Here is a 14,542-nt window from a genome sequence, read left to right on the forward strand (position 1 = left end):
GATCATTCGGTCTGCTCGACTGCCGCCGGCATTTTCGCCACCGACATCAGCGAGCGAGCCACCTGGTTGAGAAGCTGATCGGCGTTCTCCTCCTCGGCGAGCGATTTCGACAGCAGGGCGACAATGGCACTGTGGCGAAGCTGCTGGGCGAGGTTGCGCGCCGTGGTGTAGCCCGCGATCTCGTAATGCTCGACGCGCTGCGCTGCGCCGATCAGGGCGAGGTCGGCCGCCGCGTCCTCCTTGTCCTCGCCCTCGGCCATGATCTCCTGGCCTTCCTCGACGAGGCCCATCATGCCCTTGCAGGGCTTGGCGCGGGGGGATTTGCCGAGCATTTCGAAGCATTCGTTGATGCGCTCGACCTGCGCTTCGGTCTCGGCGAGGTGCTGCTCGAACAGCTCGCGCAACTGATCGAAGCGGGCGGCCTCCGCCATCTTGGGAAGCGCCTTGGTCAATTGCTTCTCGGCATGCAGGATATCGCGCAGCTCGTTGATGAGCAGATCGCCGAGACCCGCTTCGTCCGCGGGCGGCGAGCTCTCGGTGACGATGGCCGAGGCCGGACCCGGTTCGCCCGCCTGGATCGCCGGCGACTCCGTGAACACCCAGTCGCCGCCCTCGTTCCACGGGCCGCGCGTGTCGATCTCGCCATGGTCGCCGGCGCCGGTGGAATCGTTGAAGAACTGGTCCACGAGGCCGGGCGTCGGCGCGATGCGGCCGATGCTGAACGCTGGCTTGCCCATGCTCTCGAGCGCGAGCGCGAACGCCTTCATGTGCGTGATCTCGCGGGTCATCAGGAACTGCAGCGCGTCCTTGCTGCCGGCGTCGTCGCAGAAATTGATCAGCCGCTCGTAGACGATCTTGGCCCGCGCCTCCGCGGCGATGTTGCTGCGCAGATCGACGTCAAGCTCGCCGGTGATCTTCAGATAGTCGGCGGTCCAGGCATTGCCCTGGGAGTTGAAGAGATTGACGCCGCCGCCGCCGGCGATGGCGATGAGGGGATCGGCTTCGGCCGCCTGGCGGTCGAACTTCGACGGCTTGAGATGCATCCGCGCCAGCGTGCCGACCACTTCCAGATGGCTGAGCTCTTCGGTGCCGATGTCCATCAGCAGGTCCTTGCGATCGGGATCCTCGCAGTTCAACCCCTGGATCGAGTACTGCATCGCGGCGGCGAGCTCGCCATTCGCGCCGCCGAACTGCTCCAGCAGCATGTTGCCGAAGCGGGGATCCGGCTCGTCGACGCGAACGGTGAACATCAGCTTCTTGACGTGGTGATACATGGTGGGGACTCTCGTATTGGAAGGACAGGAAAGAGGATGTCTTCCGAACGGGCGGCTTTAGCGTTCGTTCCTCGCGAAACGACCTGCGCCGATGATATCGGGCGCAGGTCGTTCGAAGTCGATCGGCAGGATTGTGGGCGTATTCGTTTAGCGTTGGTCCGGACGCTTGGCGGGCGGCCCATTCTTGTTGCCTGGCGCGCCCTGAATATTCGACGGGTCCTGCGACTGCACGGCGGTGTTGCCAGTGGAGCTCGTCGAACTCGATCCAACGGTCTCACCAGGCTTTGCGGCCGGCCCGTTCTTGTTGCCGGGCTGCCCGGCAATGCCGGCACCCGAATTCTGCGCGCTCGGCGCGGACGAAACGTCAGGCTTGCTGGCCTGCGCCCAGGCTGCTCCAGGCAGCGCGAGAGCGGCGAGGATAACGGCACCTGTGAACTTCATCTCGGTGTTCTCCGACTGATGCCCCATCTACTCGAACGCCGATAACCTGCGTGCGTTCCCTGTCGTCATCAACTCGAAAGCGTCGGCTCACCGTGTCACGACCAATTACCCCGGCAGCGGCGCCTCCACGACGTCCAGCAGCGCGCCGAGGCCCTGGCGCAGGCGGCGCGTGGCGATGGTTTCGGTGGCGAGACCGAACACCACGAGGGATCGCCCCGTCATCGCATAAACGTGCCCGAACTCGAATGCGGGCATTTGCCCCTCCGGTTGATTGGTGTCGATCAACCCGATCCAGCTGCGTCCCTCGGCGACTGCGGGCAAGGTGAAATTCACGACGTCGTAATGGGCGTTGTAGATCAGCAGCATGGTTGCGTCCGAGCCGCGGCGCTTGATCCCGGTCTCCTGGGCGCGGCCGTCGAGCAGCAGGCCGAAACATTTGGCGTTACCGTCCTGCCACTGGTCCGTCGTCATTTCCTCCCCGGACGGCGCGAGCCACGTCACGTCCTTCACGTCCAGCTCTTCATTGTGGGAGCCGACCAGGAAGCGGCTGCGGTAAAGAATCGGAAATGCCTTACGCGTGGCGATCAGCTTGCGCGTGAATTCGCGAAGGCTGCGGCCATTTGCGGTGATGCGGAGCCAGTCGAGCCATGTGATCTCGTTGTCTTGGGCGTACGCGTTGTTGTTGCCGTGTTGGGTGTGTCCGAATTCGTCGCCTGCAAGCAGCATAGGCGTGCCGTGCGACAACAGCATGGTCGCCAGCAGATTGCGCTTTTGGCGCTCGCGCAGCGCCGTGATGTCCGGATCGTCCGTCGGTCCCTCGGCGCCGCAATTCCAGGAATGATTGTTGCTGTGGCCGTCGCGATTATCCTCACCATTGGCTTCGTTGTGCTTGTCGTTGTACGAGACGAGGTCATTGAGATTGAAGCCGTCATGGGCTGTGACGAAGTTGACGCTGGCCCATGGCCGGCGGCCGCGCTTGTTGAAGAGATCGCCGGATCCGGACACGCGCTTGGCGAAGTCCGCGATCGATCCCTCATCGCCCTTCCAGAAGGCGCGCACGGTGTCCCTGAACTTGTCGTTCCACTCCGCCCATCCCGGCGGAAACTGACCGACCTGATAGCCGCCCGGACCGATGTCCCAGGGCTCGGCGATCAGCTTGACGCTGGAAAGCACGGGGTCCTGCCGGCAGGCATCGAGGAAGCCGCCGCCTTCATCGAACCCGTAAGGTTCGCGCGCCAGGATGGTGGCGAGATCGAAGCGGAAACCGTCGACCCGCATCTCGGTCGCCCAGTAGCGCAGGAATCCGCGACCAGTTGCAGCACGCGTGGATGCGACAGGTTCACCGTGTTCCCGGTACCGGTGTCGTTGATGTAGTAGCGCTGCTGGTCCGGCAGCAGGCGGTAATAGCTGGCGTTGTCGATGCCCTTGAACGAGAGGGTTGGGCCGAGCTCGTTTCCTTCAGCGGTGTGATTGTAGACGACGTCGAGGATGACCTCGACGCCATGGGCGTGGAACTGGTTGACCATGGCCTTGAATTCGTTCGCGAACGGCGTTCTGAGGTAACGCGGCTCCGGCGCGAAGAAGGCAAGGGAGTTGTAGCCCCAGTAATTGCGCAAGCCTTTCTCGACCAGATAGCTGTCGTCAACGAAGGCATGGATCGGCAACAATTCTGCACTGGTAATGCCAAGCGAGCGCAGGTAGGCCGGAACTTCCGAGTGCGCGAGACCGGAGAACGTGCCGCGGTCTGCGTCGGGCACCAGCGGATGCAACTGGGTAAACCCCTTGACGTGCATCTCGTAGACGATCGTCCGCTCCCACGGCACTTCCGGCTTGCGCGCGGCGCCCCAGGTGAAGGCCGGGTCGATGACACGGCATTTCTGCATCAAGGGCGCGCTGTCGCGTTCGTCGTAGGAGAGATCCTTGTCGGCATGGTCGAGCTGGTAGCCGAACAGCTCCGGTCCCCAGCGCAACCGGCCGACCAGCTGCTTGGCGTAGGGATCGAGCACGAGCTTGTTGGGATTGAAGCGGTGTCCAGCGTCGGGTTCGTAGGGGCCATGGACGCGGTAGCCGTAGACGGTGCCGGGGCGGGCCGAGGGCAAATAGCCGTGCCAGACTTCGTCGGTATATTCGGGGAGTTCGATCCGCTCCAGTTCGGCTTCGCCGCTGTCGTCGAACAGGCAGAGTTCGACCTTGGTGGCATGGGCTGAAAACAGCGCGAAATTGACGCCGAGCCCGTCCCAGGTGGCGCCGAGCGGAAACGGCTTGCCCTCGCTGATGCGGGAGCGGCGCAGGCTCGAGGCCGCCCGCGTCAGGGTGTCGTCTGAATGTACCGTTTGATCCATCGCTGCCCCCGAATAGCCCCTGAAGAATTTGGTGAGGTTGCCGTCACTTCCGCGTCGCCTGCTCGCCGACGGTCGCAGAAGTAATCACCGCGACAGGAGGCACATCGTCCGGCTTCGGCAGCGTGGTTGCCCTTTGCAGCGCCGCCTCCTTGCTGATAGCCGCAATCGAGTTGCCAATCCGCTCGACGATGCTGGTCAGCTCTGCGTCGGATAGTCCGAGACGCTTTCTGACGAGGCGCACCTGAGTACGGTCGGCGAGGTCGAGCTTGTTGCGGATCGGCTGTGGCTTCGAGCGGCGCATGACGAAAACTCCCGTGTGGAGTTGCAACCGTCGCCCCGGCGATTCCGTTCCCTGTTTGCAACAGTGATCTTCCCCAACCCATCGTCGCCGCACCTCGGCCCAAAAGTGCACACAACGCACATGGCGCATCGGTGTGGCGCCGGCCTGAGGAACGAATGCCCACATCTCGGCTTCTCCCGTTGAGCATGCTCAAGCGATCGTAAAATCGAGCCTCGCGAAGCGTGCCGTAACTTCCAGCCATGCACGCAAAGGCGGCCAGGTTTGAGTCACAGTTTGGGAATGGCTGGGCCAGCGCGACACTACGGCCCTCGATGCCTCGACCACGGGGTCTGCTTCAATCTGTGGGCGCCGACGGCGCAATCGGTCGAATTGCTCGAAGCCGGCCGGCCGCCACTCCGGATGATGCGCGACCACGATGGCTGGTACCAGGCGTTGAGTCCCACCGCGCATGTCGGCACGCGCTATCAGTTCAGGATCAACGAAGACCTGGTCGTTCCCGATCCCGCCTCGTTCTTCCAGCCGGACGACGTCGGGGCCCCGAGCGAGGTGGTGGACACTGCGGCGTTCCGAGACTCGGTGCTCTATCCCGGCCGCCCTTGGGCGGAGGCCGTGATCTACGAGTTGCACGTCGGCACCTTCAGTGAGGAGGGCACCTATGCCGGCGTCGAGAAGAAGTTGCCCTATCTGCGCGATCTCGGCATTACCGCAATCGAGCTGATGCCGCTCAATGATGTCCCCGGCCGGCACAATTGGGGCTATGACGGCGTGCTGCTGAATGCGCCGAATGCGCGCTACGGCAGGCCGGAAGACCTCAAGCGGCTGTTACGCGCGGCGCATGCCCTCGACATCATGGTCTATCTCGATGTTGTCTATAACCATTTCGGACCGCAGCTGAACTATCTGCACCTCTATGCGGAAAGTTTCTTTACCGCGCGCCACAGCACCGGCTGGGGCCCTGCCGTCAACCTCGAGGGACACGACGGCGCGTTCGTGCGCGAGTTCCTGATCGAGAACGCGTTGATGTGGCTGCGCGACTACGGGTTCGACGGCTTGCGGCTCGACGCCGTTCACGCCCTGAAGGACGATTCCGACCGCCATTTCCTGATCGAGCTTGCCGAGACGGTTCGCAGTCAGCTGCCGGACCGGCGCGTGCATCTGATGCTGGAGAACGAGGCCAATCAGGCCCGCCTGCTCGACCGTGCTCAGGGGCGAACCCGGCTCTATGACGCGCAATGGGGCGATGATTTTCACAACGCGCTCCACGTCCTGTTGACGGGCGAGGACGAAGGCTATTATCGCGCGTTCGCAGACAGGCCGCTTGAACATCTCGCGCGAGCGCTCACCGAGGGCTTTGCCTACCAGGGCGAAATCTTTCCGCTGCATGACGAACCGCGCGGCGAGCCGAGCGCGCATCTGCCGCCTGATGCCACCATCTTCTTCGCCCAGAACCACGACCAGATCGGCAACCGCGCGCTCGGGGAGCGGCTTTCCGCGCTGGTCGGTCCGGAGAAGCTGGACCAGGCCATGGCACTGGTTCTCTTGAACCCGCATATTCCCCTGTTGTTCATGGGTGAGGAAGCCGCGGCCGAGACGCCATTCCTGTTTTTCGCAGACTGGTCCGGCGAAGCTGCCGAGCTGACGCGGGAAGGGCGGCGCAAGGAGTTCGCGCACTTCAAGGCGTTCTCGACGCCCGGCATGCGCGCCAGGATTCCGGATCCGTGCGATGAAAAAAACCTTCGGGGCATCGAAGCTCGACTGGGCCGGCATCGACCGCTCTCCCGCCAGCGCCAGGTTTCGCGGCCTCACAGCCCGATTGCTGAAGATACGGCGCGAGAAGATCGTTCCGCTGATCAAACGGGGTTTCGTTTCGGCTCATTGCAGGTTGCTGGGGGAGAACCAGCGTAAGGGCGGCCTGGATGCCCGTTGGCGGACGCAGAAGGGAGACATCTTGCAGATTGTTGCCAGTTTCGCCGACCACGAACTGCCCATGCCGGCGCTGGTCGCGGGCGAGAGCCTATGGCGATTGGGCGCCGCCGACGCGCCAGCGCTGTTGCCGAGCGACATCATCGTGCGGCTTGGCCACGAGGCGTGATGGAACCGCGAGGAACGCTTCCGAAAGCTTTCCGTTAGCGGAGTAAATCCCTGGAGCCACTCCATGACCGAATATCCAAAGCCGCCTTATCCGTCCCAGCAGCAATCGATGCCCGGTTCGACCCGCGCGATGAATCCACGACCGGATCACGGCGAAGAGAGTTACAAGGGCTCCGGGCGACTGTCCGGAAAGAAGGCAATCATCACCGGTGGCGACAGTGGCATCGGCCGCGCGGTCGCGATCGCCTATGCCCGGGAAGGTGCCGACATCGTCATCGCCTATTTGAACGAGGACGAGGATGCCGCTGAGGTCAAGACGCTGGTGGAGCGCGAGGGACGCAAGGTCGTCCTGATCCCCGGCGACATCCGCAATCCCGATCATTGTCGCGCGATCATCCAGCGCACCGTCGAGGCGTTCGGCGCAATAGACATCCTCGTCAACAACGCGGCGCATCAGGACACGTTCAAGGAGATCGCTGAGATCAGCGACGAGGAATGGCAGCGGACGTTCGAGACCAACATTCACGCCATGTTCTATCTCACCAAGGCTGCGGTCCCCCACATGCGCCCGGGAGCGGCGATCATCAACACCGCGTCGGTGAACTCCGACATGCCGAATCCAACCCTGCTGGCCTATGCCACGACCAAGGGCGCCATTCAGAACTTTACCGGCGGCCTTGCGCAGATGCTGGCGGCAAAGGGCATTCGGGTCAATGCGGTCGCTCCGGGTCCGATCTGGACGCCGCTGATCCCGTCGACGATGCCGGAGGACAAAGTCAAGAACTTCGGCAAGCAAGTGCCGATGCAACGGGCCGGCCAACCGGCCGAACTTGCGACCGCCTATGTCATGCTCGCCGATACACTCTCGAGCTACACGTCGGGAGCGACCCTGGCGGTCACCGGCGGCAAGCCGTTCATCTGACCGAACCTGCAACGAGAACGTGGCAGCCCCGCGGGTGGGGCCGCCACGTTCAGTACGTCTCGATCAAGCCGCGCTGGACGCCTTGGCATTGACGCCCTTGCGAAGCGCCACGGTGTTCAGCTTGGTGTTGGCGGCCTTCTCTTCGTTCAGGTTCGTCGTGAGGAAGCGCACGATGTCGTCGTGCCCGAGTTCCTCCGCCCATGCGATCAGCGTGCCGTAGCGGCACATCTCATAATGCTCGACGGCCTATGCGTTGGCCACGATCGCGGCATCGAGCACGGCCTTGTCCTCGATTTCGCCCGCGGTCTCATCGGCCTCCTTGATGAGGCCGTCGATGGCGGGACAGTGTGTCCCGCTGGGCTCCTTGCCGAGCTTCGCGAATGCCTTGCCGAGCCTGTCGACCTGCTTGTTGGTCTCCTCCAGATGGGCTTTCAAGCCGGCGGCAAGGTCCCTGTTTGTCGCCTTCTCGATCATCTTCGGCAGAGCCTTGAGGATCTGCTGTTCCGCGTAATAGATATCCTGCAGGCCGTGCAGCAGCAGGTCTTCCATCGATTTGATGTCCTTGGTGAAGAATCCCATAAACGACGTCTCCTTTGACAATGATGGAACTGGAACGCTGCACAGCCCTAGCTGTTCCATTCCCGTGATCAGATCAGGAGAGCCGAATGAGCGATGGTGCGGATCATCTTGCGGGCCTGCTCGGACGAGCGGCGATGGACGTGTGGGGTGACATGCCCCGCGACATCCAGGAAGCGCTGTTCGAGACCGCCATGAAGGGGCGTCCTGCGGAGCGGGAAGAGCTCGCGCGGCTGCTGCACGAGCGGCATCCCCGTACGCTTCATCCGGCACGGCCTGGCTGAGCCGCGGCAGGAACGATTGTGTCAGAAGCCGATTTGTAAAATGGGCGAGGCGCGGTGAATGGGATTGACGAAGCCCGTGAGCCGTAGCTCGCCCAGGATCAAATCGGTGAGTCGATCGGCGTGACTGAAATGATGATCGGAAAATGGTACGACCCGATCTCCCAGCGATGGATCGTGCCTCGCGAGGAACGTCCGGTGGCGGACTATTCGCAGTCCAACCCGGAGAAGGGGCCGGAAAGCAGCGCATCGCGCGAGGCGCAGCGGATCTGGGACCTGTTGGTCGATTGCTGCGCGCGCGGTTGATGTCCGAGCCGCACCATCATTCGCTTCTACTTGGCAATTCAGAGAGTGATGACATAGACCGCGAAGGCAATGATGAGCGCCAGGCTTACGACGGCGGTGCTGATCAATATCTTGCCCATGGCGCGTCCGTGCTGTCTCGCCGCGTCAATGTAACAGCCGCCATTTTCGTTCCGGAGCGGCAGGTGAAGGTGGCTCCCACTGTTCACATGTGAACAAAGGGTGTCGGCACCAAATGGCGTGAACTATATCATTTGATACAGACATGGCTGCGCTCGCACTTATCATCGGCAATCCGGAAAGGCACCGCATGGTGCCATGAGATGGAGACCCGATCGTGCTCAGGCGGCGTCGCGTTCAGCAAACCACCACTCTGCAAGAACGGCTTGCGGAGTTCACCAGGACCATCCGTGAAAAGGCCGAGGCGTTGCCCGACGGCAAGGAGCGGGATGAGCTGATGAAACGGCTCAGAAGCGCCGACGCGGCGTCAAACCTCGACCGTCAATTCGCCGGCAGGGATTGAGCTGGTGGTCTGCCGAGGCGGAGTTTGCGCGTTCAGCCTCTCCGGCGTCAGCTGCGATACCAACTCGCCAGATTCCAGGTCGTGACGTCCCATCCCGACATGTCGACCATGAGGTTGTTGACCCCTGCGTTGACGATGTTGCGGGATAGAAGCGGCAGGAACACGTTGGCCTCGCAAAAGGTTTCGTCGACCTTGATCAGCAGCGCGGCCCGCCTGACCGGATCAAGCTCGTTCTGCGCAGACTTGTAGGCCTTGTCGGCCTCGGGATCGGACCAGCGCGAGACGTTGCGGCCGAGCCATTTGTTTTCCTTGTTGGAGATCTCCCAGGAGACGCACTGGTTCAGGAAGCGCTCCGGGTCGGGCTGCGGCTGCGTGGTGTTGTACATCTCCATGTCGGCATAGAACTTGGAGTAGGTGTCGGGGTTGCCGACGTCGGACGAGAAGAACACCGATGCCGTGACCGCCTTGATTTCGATCTCGATCCCGGCCTTCTGGCAGGCCTGCTTGATGATGGCCTGCGTCTTCTGACGCGGCGCATTGGTCGAGGTCTGGAAGACGAATTTGAGCTTCTTGCCGTCTTTCTCGCGGATGCCGTCCGCGGCCTTGGCCCAGCCGGCCTCGTCGAGGATCTTGTTCGCCTTGTCGACGTCGAACTCGTATTTCAGCTTCGGCGACTTGAACTGTTTGGGCGCGTTGACGAAGCTCGCGGTGGCGACGCCGCCGCGCCCGTAAATGAATTTCTGAATCGACTCGCGGTCGATCAGCAGATTGATCGCGCGGCGAACGGCGGGATCGGACAGCGTCGGGTGCTTGGTCTTGGGGCTTGAGCGCTCGCCGTCCACCTCGGTCCAGGGGTCCGTCGTGTTGAGGATGATGAATTCGACGTTGCCTGATGGCGTGACGTCGAGCTTGCCCTTGCCGCTGGCCTCCATGCGTTTGAGGACCTCCTCCTCCACCTGCATGTTCCAGGCATAGTCGTATTCGCCGGTCTGCAGCACGGCGCGCGCCGCGGACACCGCATCGCCACCGCCCTTGATCTCGAGCGTGTCGAAATGCGGCTGGTTCTTGACGTGATAGTCGGGATTGCGTTCGGCCCGGATCAGGTCACCCGGCTTGAACTCGACGAATTTGTAGGGACCAGTGCCGACCGGCTTCAGATTGCCGGGCGCTTCGCGCGACTTCGCGCCGACATAGTCGCCGAAATGATGTTTCGGCAGGATCGGACCGACCGAGCCGACGAAGGGATCGGCCCAGAACGGCGTCGGCGCCTTGAACAGCACCTTGACGGTGTGGTCGTCGATCTTCTCGACCGTGATGTCTTTGTAAGACCCCGTAGTGTACGCCGCCGTGGCGAGATCCGAGGCGTATTGCCAGGTGAACACGACGTCGTCGGCGGTGAAGGGCTTGCCGTCATGCCATCTCACGCCCTGCTTCAGTTTCCAGGTCACGCTCAGGCCGTCCGGCGAAAGGCCGCCGTTCTGCTTGGACGGAGCCTCGGCCGCGAGGCAGGGGACGAGGTTGCCGTCCTTGTCCCAGCCGGCGAGCGGCTCGAAGAAGACGCGCGAGGCGATCTGGTCCTTGGTCCCGAGCGCGAAATGCGGATTGAGCAGTGTAGGGGCCTGCCAGAGCAGGATCTTGAGTGGGCCGCCGCCGCCGGCCTTGGTCGGCTTGTAGGGCAGGGTGGCGTCCGCCATCGCCACGTCGTTCCAGACCAGGATCTGGCTCGCGACAGGCGCCGCGATCCCGATCGCAGCCATCGTCTGCATGAACGAGCGTCGCGACAAGGTGCCCTGCTGCACCTCAGTGATGGACTTGCGGATTTCGTTCTCGTTCATCGGATGATCCCCCACTTCAAGGACAAGTCGTCACCGGCCAAGGCCCATCATGTTTGATCATGGGCGAGGCGGCAATGCCACCAAGGTCAGAAAACCCTGCGGCGAAATGACGAATGTGCGGGGGAGAGGTCTGACGCCCGGATGGAGCCGAGCGCAACCAGGATAAGTCCAGCCGCGCTGGCGGCGCCCCGGATTGCGCATCGCTCCATCGGGCTACGGGCAACGATCCGTGGGTTTTGTCGTGACGCGTCTCACGCTTGCGCAGATGCATTCGTTCCCCACATGCGGTCGAACGGAGAAGCGTGGTCCGCGTCAATCGGTCAATATGGATTTACATTTCATTGATTTCGCGCCGCGGAGAAGCGAATTCGGTTCCAATCATTGCCGAGTCATGGAGACCAAGATGTCGTTCTGTTCCACCCTGATCCTTGCGACCGTGCTCGCCGCCTGGTCGGCCGCCGCTTCAGGCGAGACCATCAAGATCGGCGTGACGCCGGGGCCGCACGCCCAGATCTTCGAGGCGGTGAAGCCGATCGCCGCCAAGCAGGGTCTCGACATCCAGCTCATCGAATTCTCCGACTACGTCGTGCCGAACGCCGCGCTCGATGCCGGCGAGATCCAGGCCAATTCGTTCCAGAACCAACCATATTTGGACAATCAGAAGGCGGACCGTGGCTACAAGATCGAAGCCGTCGGCCTGACCGTGAATTTCCCGATCGGCGTCTATTCCAAGAAGCACAAGGCCTTCGCCGATATCCCCGAGGGCGGCAAGGTCTCGATCCCGAACGATCCGACCAATGGCGGCCGCGTGTTGCTGCTGCTGCGCGACAAGGGCGCGATCAAGCTGAAGGACGGCACGGGTTTCAAGCCGACGGTGCTCGATATCACCGAGAATCCCAAGAAGCTGAAGTTCATCGAGGTCGACGCGGCGCAGGCGCCGCGCGCGCTCGACGACGTCGACGCCGCCGCGATCAACACCAATTATGCAACCCAGGCTGGCCTCGATCCCGTCACGGATCCGATCCTGCGCGAGGACCCGAAGGGTCCCTACGTCAATCTCATCGCCGTTCGCACGGTCGACAAGGACAAGCCCTGGGTCAAGATCCTGGTGGACAGCTATCACACGGCGGAGGTCAAGGAGTTCATCCTGACCAAGTTCAAGGGCGCGGTTCTGCCGAGCTGGTAGGCAGTCTGCCCAGCCAAAGTTCAGCTCAGGGCGATCCCGGCGGGCGGGCTTGCGTACTAGCCCTGCGCAATGCCCGCTTGTCTGGAGCTGCGGCAACCGACATCATCGGGACCTATCCTCGTCCGACAGGGGTCGTATGAAACGCTTAGCAAACCTGAAACGCCTGGGGTTTTTCACACGGCTTCTCGACGAGGCCCCGCCGGCCGACCGATATCGCTTCGCGGCCGAGCAGATCGTGCGCGCCGAGACGGCGGGCCTCGATTCCGCGTGGATCGCGCAGCACCATTTCCACGAGCGCGAGGGCGGCCTGCCGTCCCCCTTCACCTTCCTCGGTTATGTCGCAGCCCAGACCTCGCGCATCAGGCTCGGCACCGGCATCGTCACCTTGCCGCTGGAGAACGCGGTGCGGGTGGCGGAGGATGCCGCGGTGCTCGATCTGCTCTGCAACGGTCGCTTCGAGCTGGGTGTCGGCACCGGCGGCAATCCCTCGGCCTTTGCCGCCTTCGGCCTCGACAGCGCCCAGCGCAACGAGATCTTTGCGCGCAATCTGGACGTCGTCCGCACCGCGTTGGTCGGCAAGCCGCTCGAAGGTGGTGACACGCTCTATCCGCAGCGGCCGCAATTGGACGACAGGATCTGGCAGGCGACGTTCTCTGTCGCGGGCGGCGCGCGTGCCGGCAAGGCAGGCGATGGCCTGTTGCTGTCGCGCACCCAGCCTCGAACCAAGGAGGCGCCGAAGGCAACGCTCGCCGAGATTCAGAATCCGGTGATCGATGCCTATCTCGAGGCGCTGCCGCCGGGACGGGAGCCCCGCATCATGGCCTCGCGCACCGTCTTCGTTGCCGACGACCGGACTGAGGCGATGCGTCTTGCCGATATCGGCCTGCGGCGCGCGCTCCCGCAATTCCTCAAGGGCGGCCACGCCAAGCCAGGCGAAACGCTCGAGGAGATGATCGCGGCGTTCGACACCCATGTCGGCGCGGCCGACGACGTCATCGCTTCGCTCCGCGCCGACGCCACGCTGGAGCGGGTGACCGATCTCGTCTTCCAGGCGCATTCGGTCGATGCCCCGCATCCCCATATCCTGCGCTCGATCGAGCTGGTGGCGGAGAAGGTCGCGCCGGCGCTGGGCTGGGCGCGGACGGCGCCCGACGTGGCGCTGGCGGGTTAGTCGGAATGAGGTTGCAAGAGGCTGAATGATGGCTACGAAAGATATCATCGACACGCTCGCCGGGATCGAACCGGGTTCGGCTCTGGACGGCATTCGGGCCAAGCGCATCCAGGCGCGCGACAATGCGCAGAAGAGCTATCTCTCGCTGTTCGAGCCGATCGACGCCGGCGATGTCTCGCTGGTGGAGCGCGCCGCGGTCGCGCTCTTCGTGATCGGGCTTCACCGCGAGCCCACGATGGCCGGCTTCTATCGGGCGAAGTTAGCTGCGACCGCCGATGGCGCGCGCCTGGTCGAAGCTGTCGATGTCGAAATCGCGCGGGGCGAGACCTCGGGCCCCTACGGTGCCTTTCCAACCGGCCCCCTGTCTGTCGAAAACAAGGCCGGCTTGATCTACCGCGTCAGCGCGGAGCGCAAGCCCGATCTCGGGGACCGGCTCGCTGCGGCGTTCGAACATGCGCATCTGCTGGTGTTCCGCCCGCGCGATGCGGCCGCCGCCGACATGAAGGCTCTGCTCGCCGCCGGTTGGTCGAACACCGGAATCGTCACGTTCTCTCAGCTCGTTGCGTTCCTGTCGTTCCAGGTGCGCGTCGTCACCGGACTGCGCGTGCTCGGTGCCTCGCTCGGGCGCACCACGAACGCCGCGGCCGGCGCGTAAGGAGGCTGCATCATGAGCGCTGCAAACAATGCCAATCCGCCCGTCGTCTTCACCCAGGACGAACTGGGCTGGGTGTCCTGGATCGACCCGCTGCTCGAAGCCGAGCTGACCGAGCGGCATTTCGCGGGCCTCGTCGATCGCTTCCGTTCCAAGTCCGAGTATTTCCGCCTGCTGGTGCGCGACCCCGAGGTGCTGGAAGCCCGCACCAAGACGGACAAGGACATCTTCTACAACGTCGCCGACGGCCTGCCGCGCGCCGAGCGCGAGCTCGCGGCGGCTGCGACCTCGCGCTACAACGGCTGCATCTACTGCGCCTCCGTGCATGCGCGTTTCGCCAGCACTTATTCCAAGCGCCGCGACGATGTGCAGCGCCTGCTCGACGAGGGCGTCGGCGCCGATCTCGGCGAGCGCTGGAATGCGGTCGTCAAGGCCTCGGTGGCGTTGGCTGCGACGCCGATCGCGTTCAGCCCCGACAATATCGATGAGCTGCGCCGCGCCGGTCTCGACGATGCCGAGATCGTCGACGTCATCAACGGCGCGTCGTTCTTCAACTGGGCGAACCGGCTGATGCTGTCGCTTGGCGAGCCCTCGAAATAGCCAATCTCACCGGCATGGAAATTGCTAGTTGTTTCAACGCCTGA

General features: G+C 63.3%; 15 protein-coding genes and 2 pseudogenes. 11 read left to right on the forward strand and 6 right to left on the reverse strand.

The features are described from left to right. Window positions 1-2: 2 nt before the first annotated feature. From AB3L03_RS24945 to AB3L03_RS24960, 4 genes and pseudogenes are all read right to left on the reverse strand, one after another. Window positions 3-1,274, reverse strand: a complete 1,272-nt coding sequence (locus tag AB3L03_RS24945) for a DUF892 family protein (protein WP_085383542.1) — start codon at window positions 1,272-1,274, stop codon at window positions 3-5. A 147-nt stretch (window positions 1,275-1,421) separates the two neighbouring features. Beyond that, entirely contained in the window at window positions 1,422-1,715 is a 294-nt protein-coding gene (locus tag AB3L03_RS24950; RefSeq protein ID WP_026232628.1) for a hypothetical protein, read from the reverse strand. Between the two features lie 105 nt (window positions 1,716-1,820). After that, a pseudogene (gene glgX / locus AB3L03_RS24955) lies at window positions 1,821-4,057 on the reverse strand (glycogen debranching protein GlgX). 43 nt (window positions 4,058-4,100) lie between these two features. Then, the gene (locus tag AB3L03_RS24960) at window positions 4,101-4,358 is read right to left on the reverse strand and encodes a DUF3606 domain-containing protein (RefSeq protein ID WP_018453928.1); all 258 of its coding nucleotides are present in this window, start codon (window positions 4,356-4,358) and stop codon (window positions 4,101-4,103) included. A gap of 279 nt (window positions 4,359-4,637) precedes the next feature. Between AB3L03_RS24960 and treZ the strand changes: the two genes are divergently transcribed. The 3 genes from treZ to AB3L03_RS24975 all read left to right on the forward strand — a co-directional run bounded on the left by treZ (window position 4,638) and on the right by AB3L03_RS24975 (window position 7,371). Next, window positions 4,638-6,263, forward strand: a complete 1,626-nt coding sequence (treZ, locus tag AB3L03_RS24965) for a malto-oligosyltrehalose trehalohydrolase (RefSeq protein ID WP_368507168.1) — start codon at window positions 4,638-4,640, stop codon at window positions 6,261-6,263. Next, on the forward strand, window positions 6,172-6,450 hold the full coding sequence (locus AB3L03_RS24970) for a hypothetical protein (protein ID WP_368507169.1): 279 nt from the start codon (window positions 6,172-6,174) through the stop codon (window positions 6,448-6,450). The genes treZ and AB3L03_RS24970 overlap by 92 nt, the downstream gene beginning before the upstream one ends. A 63-nt stretch (window positions 6,451-6,513) precedes the next feature. Further along, window positions 6,514-7,371 (forward strand): SDR family oxidoreductase, encoded by an 858-nt coding sequence (locus AB3L03_RS24975; RefSeq protein ID WP_368507170.1) that lies wholly within the window; start codon window positions 6,514-6,516, stop codon window positions 7,369-7,371. Between the two features lie 63 nt (window positions 7,372-7,434). Here AB3L03_RS24975 and AB3L03_RS24980 read toward each other — a convergent pair. Then, window positions 7,435-7,950: pseudogene (locus AB3L03_RS24980) on the reverse strand (ferritin-like domain-containing protein). A gap of 86 nt (window positions 7,951-8,036) precedes the next feature. Here AB3L03_RS24980 and AB3L03_RS24985 point away from each other — a divergent pair. The 4 genes from AB3L03_RS24985 (at window position 8,037) to AB3L03_RS25000 (ending at window position 9,054) form a co-directional block, all read left to right on the forward strand. Next, window positions 8,037-8,231 carry a hypothetical protein gene (locus AB3L03_RS24985; RefSeq protein ID WP_007614011.1) on the forward strand — a complete coding sequence of 65 codons (195 nt, stop codon included), beginning with the start codon at window positions 8,037-8,039 and terminating at the stop codon, window positions 8,229-8,231. A 120-nt stretch (window positions 8,232-8,351) separates the two neighbouring features. Then, window positions 8,352-8,534 (forward strand): hypothetical protein, encoded by a 183-nt coding sequence (locus AB3L03_RS24990; RefSeq protein ID WP_143273038.1) that lies wholly within the window; start codon window positions 8,352-8,354, stop codon window positions 8,532-8,534. Further along, window positions 8,534-8,746 (forward strand): hypothetical protein, encoded by a 213-nt coding sequence (locus AB3L03_RS24995; protein WP_143273036.1) that lies wholly within the window; start codon window positions 8,534-8,536, stop codon window positions 8,744-8,746. Before AB3L03_RS24990 ends, AB3L03_RS24995 begins: the two co-directional genes overlap by 1 nt. Before the next feature lie 122 nt (window positions 8,747-8,868). After that, the gene (locus tag AB3L03_RS25000; RefSeq protein ID WP_018453934.1) at window positions 8,869-9,054 is read left to right on the forward strand and encodes a hypothetical protein; all 186 of its coding nucleotides are present in this window, start codon (window positions 8,869-8,871) and stop codon (window positions 9,052-9,054) included. 47 nt (window positions 9,055-9,101) lie between these two features. On the opposite strand, the gene AB3L03_RS25005 is transcribed toward AB3L03_RS25000, so the two are convergent. Further along, window positions 9,102-10,889, reverse strand: coding sequence for a peptide ABC transporter substrate-binding protein (locus AB3L03_RS25005; protein ID WP_085348497.1), 1,788 nt, complete (start codon window positions 10,887-10,889; stop codon window positions 9,102-9,104). A gap of 391 nt (window positions 10,890-11,280) precedes the next feature. Between AB3L03_RS25005 and AB3L03_RS25010 the strand changes: the two genes are divergently transcribed. The 4 genes from AB3L03_RS25010 to AB3L03_RS25025 all read left to right on the forward strand — a co-directional run bounded on the left by AB3L03_RS25010 (window position 11,281) and on the right by AB3L03_RS25025 (window position 14,498). Continuing rightward, the gene (locus tag AB3L03_RS25010; protein WP_368507171.1) at window positions 11,281-12,075 is read left to right on the forward strand and encodes a MetQ/NlpA family ABC transporter substrate-binding protein; all 795 of its coding nucleotides are present in this window, start codon (window positions 11,281-11,283) and stop codon (window positions 12,073-12,075) included. 136 nt (window positions 12,076-12,211) lie between these two features. Then, window positions 12,212-13,246, forward strand: coding sequence for a putative FMN-dependent luciferase-like monooxygenase (locus AB3L03_RS25015; protein ID WP_204512174.1), 1,035 nt, complete (start codon window positions 12,212-12,214; stop codon window positions 13,244-13,246). Between the two features lie 28 nt (window positions 13,247-13,274). Next, a complete protein-coding gene (locus tag AB3L03_RS25020) occupies window positions 13,275-13,901 on the forward strand; it encodes a CMD domain protein (protein ID WP_204513992.1) in 627 nt (208 codons plus the stop codon). Between the two features lie 12 nt (window positions 13,902-13,913). Continuing rightward, entirely contained in the window at window positions 13,914-14,498 is a 585-nt protein-coding gene (locus AB3L03_RS25025; protein WP_204512173.1) for an alkylhydroperoxidase domain protein, read from the forward strand. Window positions 14,499-14,542: the final 44 nt, after the last annotated feature.

This window comes from Bradyrhizobium lupini (assembly GCF_040939785.1).
In the GTDB taxonomy this organism is placed as follows: Bacteria; Pseudomonadota; Alphaproteobacteria; order Rhizobiales; family Xanthobacteraceae; genus Bradyrhizobium; species Bradyrhizobium canariense_D.

Excerpts from the sequence above, each read along its gene's own strand:
- AB3L03_RS24945 (WP_085383542.1), bottom strand. The coding sequence starts at position 1,274 with ATGTATCACCACGTCAAGAAGCTGATGTTCACCGTTCGCGTCGACGAG.
- AB3L03_RS24950 (WP_026232628.1), bottom strand. The coding sequence starts at position 1,715 with ATGAAGTTCACAGGTGCCGTTATCCTCGCCGCTCTCGCGCTGCCTGGA.
- AB3L03_RS24960 (WP_018453928.1), bottom strand. The coding sequence starts at position 4,358 with ATGCGCCGCTCGAAGCCACAGCCGATCCGCAACAAGCTCGACCTCGCC.
- treZ (WP_368507168.1), top strand. The coding sequence starts at position 4,638 with ATGGCTGGGCCAGCGCGACACTACGGCCCTCGATGCCTCGACCACGGG.
- AB3L03_RS24975 (WP_368507170.1), top strand. The coding sequence starts at position 6,514 with ATGACCGAATATCCAAAGCCGCCTTATCCGTCCCAGCAGCAATCGATG.
- AB3L03_RS24985 (WP_007614011.1), top strand. The coding sequence starts at position 8,037 with ATGAGCGATGGTGCGGATCATCTTGCGGGCCTGCTCGGACGAGCGGCG.
- AB3L03_RS24995 (WP_143273036.1), top strand. The coding sequence starts at position 8,534 with ATGTCCGAGCCGCACCATCATTCGCTTCTACTTGGCAATTCAGAGAGT.
- AB3L03_RS25005 (WP_085348497.1), bottom strand. The coding sequence starts at position 10,889 with ATGAACGAGAACGAAATCCGCAAGTCCATCACTGAGGTGCAGCAGGGC.
- AB3L03_RS25010 (WP_368507171.1), top strand. The coding sequence starts at position 11,281 with ATGGAGACCAAGATGTCGTTCTGTTCCACCCTGATCCTTGCGACCGTG.
- AB3L03_RS25015 (WP_204512174.1), top strand. The coding sequence starts at position 12,212 with ATGAAACGCTTAGCAAACCTGAAACGCCTGGGGTTTTTCACACGGCTT.
- AB3L03_RS25020 (WP_204513992.1), top strand. The coding sequence starts at position 13,275 with ATGGCTACGAAAGATATCATCGACACGCTCGCCGGGATCGAACCGGGT.
- AB3L03_RS25025 (WP_204512173.1), top strand. The coding sequence starts at position 13,914 with ATGAGCGCTGCAAACAATGCCAATCCGCCCGTCGTCTTCACCCAGGAC.